Genomic DNA, 577 nt, shown 5'->3' on the forward strand with positions numbered 1-577 from the left:
CTAATGGCCGGCCTTTCACCTGAAGAGCTTGAACTCACCGGCATCGTCCTCGGATACCCAGAAGACTCCATCGGGCGGCGCATGAGCCCCGAGTTTGTGCGGCTCCACCCAAACTTCACCGTTAGTGAAGCCATCGCGACCGCGCGCCGAGAACTCGACAACGCAGAAACCATTTACACCCTGCCCGTTGTCAGCGACCAGCGAAAACTCGTGGGCATTGTTTCGCTCCGTGACCTCATGCGCGCAACCGACGACACCCTAGTGGGTGCCATCATGTCTCGCCCCGAATACGTGAGCGCTACCGACTCCGCGGAACTCGCAGCGCGCAGGTGCGCAGATCAACGCCACCTCGCCCTCGCAGTTGTTGACGCCGAATCCCGGCTGGTCGGTATTTTCACCGTTGACGACGCGCTCGCAATTCTTGAAGAAGAAGACTCCGAAGACCACGCGCGCATCGCAGGTACCGAACCTTTGCGCCACCCCTACCTTGCAGCCCCAATCCTATCGATCGTGCGTTCGCGAATAGTTTGGCTACTCGTCCTCGCAATCGGTGCAACACTAACCGTTCAGGTTCTCG

At 59.4% G+C, this 577-nt stretch carries 1 protein-coding gene; it reads left to right on the forward strand.

The annotated features are described in order from the left end of the window. A partial coding sequence (locus HMPREF1627_RS01870; protein ID WP_034500638.1) for a CBS domain-containing protein occupies positions 1 to 577 on the forward strand: 577 nt, incomplete at both ends.

Source organism: Actinomyces sp. S6-Spd3 (genome assembly GCF_000758755.1).
In the GTDB taxonomy this organism is placed as follows: Bacteria; Actinomycetota; Actinomycetes; order Actinomycetales; family Actinomycetaceae; genus Pauljensenia.